This is a genomic window from uncultured Campylobacter sp. (assembly GCF_937949835.1).
Lineage (GTDB): Bacteria > Campylobacterota > Campylobacteria > Campylobacterales > Campylobacteraceae > Campylobacter_B.
In genome coordinates, this window is sequence record NZ_CALEDC010000371.1 from 1 (window position 1) to 2,728 (window position 2,728).

Here is a 2,728-nt window from a genome sequence, read left to right on the forward strand (position 1 = left end):
CCTTCAACCTACAGATCCGAAGTCTGTTGCTCTATCCAATTGAGCTACGAGCGCATAAAGTGGGGTGAGTTGTGGGAATCGAACCCACGACCCTCAGGACCACAATCTGATGCTCTAACCTACTGAGCTAAACTCACCACAATGGTCGGAGCGAAAGGATTCGAACCTTCGACCCTCTGGTCCCAAACCAGATGCGCTACCAGCCTGCGCTACGCTCCGTAGATTTTCGTGGATTGAATAAAAAGCGTATTATATATATTTTTTCTTAAATTCCGCTTTTTGTGGCTCGAAATTTAATGAAATTTAGCAAGCCTCATCTGTTTTTCTAAATTTTTCAACAAAATTTGCATCAACGCCAGCCCCTTCGTGCGGTGCGAAATTTTAAATTTAACCGCAGCGGGCAGCTCTCCGATCGTGCGATTAAATCCGCGCGGAATAAACATAAAATCATATCCAAATCCGTTTTGCCCGCGCTGCTTCGTTATCGCCGTGCCGTACATAAAACCATGCGTGCAAAACTCGCCCAGATCGCATTTTAGCGCGATCGCTGCGGTGTAATGCGCAGGGCTCTCCTCTAGCTCCAGCGCGCGTAGGCTAGCGGCTAATTTCTCGCGATTGCTCGCATCCGTTGCACCCGCTCCACTAAAGCGCGCCGAAAATATCCCCGGAGCCCCGCCCAGCGCGTCCACGCAGATACCGCTATCATCGCTTAGCACGAAAAATTCGCTCTGCAAATTTTTACTTTTTAGCGCTTCATACACGGCACGGGCCTTAATCAGTGCGTTTTGTTTGAAGCTCGTGCCGCACTCGTCGATCTCAAAAGGATCCAGCACCTCGCGGAGCGCACACACGTCGTATTCCGTGAAAAATTCTTTTATCTCTTTTACTTTATTTTTGTTGCTCGTCGCAAGTAAAATTTTCATCCTCGCTCCTTAAATTTAAGCCGCCATTTTACCCAAAATCAAAGAATTCGTTACGATTTTTGGCTATAATCGGCGCAAATTTCATATTATTTGAGGTCTAAGATTATGCTAAAAAGCGTCCTTCCGCTTAGTTTTATCATCGCTACGAGGTTTTTTGGATTATTTATTTTGCTGCCCGTGCTTAGCCTGTATGCGTTGAGCTTACACGGCGCAAACGAAAGCCTAGTGGGGCTACTTTTTGGAATTTATGCGATTATGCAAGTGATTTTGCAAACGCCATTTGGAGTGCTAAGCGATAAGATCGGACGTAAAAAAACCCTTGCGATAGGGCTGGCGCTTTTTATCCTGGGTGCTTGCGTTTGCGCGGCGAGCGAGAGCATTTATACGATGATTTTTGGGCGCTTTTTGCAAGGCTGCGGTGCTGTAGGAGCCGTAGCTACCGCACTAATTAGCGATTTTACGCGAGAGGAAGAGCGCGGCAAGGCGATGGCGGTAATGGGCGCGATGATAGGCGTGAGCTTTGGCGTAGCAATGATTTTAAGTCCGCTTTTAAGCGCCAAATTTGGACTTGCCAGCCTATTTCATCTAAGTTCGGCGCTTACGCTTTTATGTTTGGTGCTGCTTTTTTTCGTCGTACCTACCGAACCGCATATCCGCTCCCTGCGCCAAAAGGTCCCGCTCGGCTCACTTTTGAGTGACAAAAATTTAATGCTTATGAATTTAACGAATTTTTTTCAAAAGGCTTTCATGACGGCAGCGTTTTTTCTAATTCCAATTTTGCTCGTGCAAAAATTCGGACTTTCCAAAAGTGATTTGACTAAAATTTATGCTCTAGGCGCGGTCTTTGGCTTTACCGCGATGGGCGCGAGCGGTGCTTTAGGCGAAAAGCGCGCGCTAGCTAAGCAAATTCTACTTATCGGCATTTGCTTTTTCATCGCTTCGTATTTGATTTTTGCGTTTGCTAGCGGGGCGAGCGCTTTCGTGGTGGGCGTGATGCTCTTTTTCGTGGGATTTAACGCGCATGAGCCCATTATGCAAAGCCTTGCGTCCAAATTTGCCAAAGTCGCTCAAAAAGGCGCCGCGCTTGGGATTTTTAATTCCTTTGGATTTTTTGGCAGTTTTTTGGGTGGGCTATGCGGTGGCGCACTTTTTGGCAAAATTGGCATCGAAGCGCTAGGCATTGGCGTCGCGGTTTTGGGTGTGATCTGGCTTGTGCTACTTTCTAGGCTGAGCGATCCAAAACTTTTTAAGAATTTATACTTTCCTAAAGGCGGCGATTTTTCCGTACTACAGGGTGTCAAGGGCATTATTGAAATTTACGAGACCGATGGCGAACTCGTTGTGAAATTTAACTCGAAACTGATAAATGAAGATCAAATTTATAAAATCGTAGGAGGCAAATGATGGAATTTGAAAAATTTGAAAGCGCGATGGAGCGCTTCGCAAGCACGGTGCAAAAGTCTTCGCGCATCGAAAAAGTCGCGATCACGCAGGCGCTGGGGCGTATTTTAGCAAGCGACGTCGCGGCGCCTTTTAGCACTCCGCGCCGCCCGACCGCCGCGATGGACGGATACGCGCTAAAGGGTACGGATCTGAGCGAGGGAGCGAAATTTAAGATCGTCGGCACTACGCCTGCAGGCAAGATGCCTAGCGCCGCGGCAAAGGCGGGAGAATGCGTCAAAACCTTTACAGGCGGGCTCATGTGTGAGGGCAGCGACACGCTTCTGCCGATCGAAAACGTGCAGGTGCAAGCAGGCGAAATCGTCGTCACAAAATCCGTTCCCGCAGGCTTTGCCGTGCGCGCA

General features: G+C 48.2%; 2 protein-coding genes, 2 tRNA genes and 1 pseudogene. 2 read left to right on the top strand and 3 right to left on the bottom strand.

Features of this window, described 5'->3' with window-relative positions; translation table 11 throughout:
- Positions 1 to 60 precede the first annotated feature (60 nt).
- The 3 genes from Q0256_RS08485 to Q0256_RS08495 form a co-directional block, all read right to left on the bottom strand.
- Positions 61 to 137: transfer RNA gene (locus Q0256_RS08485), tRNA-His, on the bottom strand.
- Positions 138 to 142: 5 nt separating this feature from the next.
- A tRNA-Pro gene (locus Q0256_RS08490) sits at positions 143 to 219 on the bottom strand.
- Positions 220 to 293: 74 nt separating this feature from the next.
- On the bottom strand, positions 294 to 923 hold the full coding sequence (locus tag Q0256_RS08495) for a non-canonical purine NTP pyrophosphatase (protein WP_297962196.1): 630 nt from the start codon (positions 921 to 923) through the stop codon (positions 294 to 296).
- Positions 924 to 1,028: 105 nt separating this feature from the next.
- On the opposite strand from Q0256_RS08495, the gene Q0256_RS08500 reads away from it, so the two are divergent.
- Positions 1,029 to 2,327, top strand: a complete 1,299-nt coding sequence (locus Q0256_RS08500) for an MFS transporter (RefSeq protein ID WP_297962198.1) — start codon at positions 1,029 to 1,031, stop codon at positions 2,325 to 2,327.
- Positions 2,324 to 2,728, top strand: a pseudogene (locus Q0256_RS08505) (molybdopterin molybdenumtransferase MoeA); the annotation flags it as partial. The gene Q0256_RS08500 and the pseudogene Q0256_RS08505, both read left to right, overlap by 4 nt.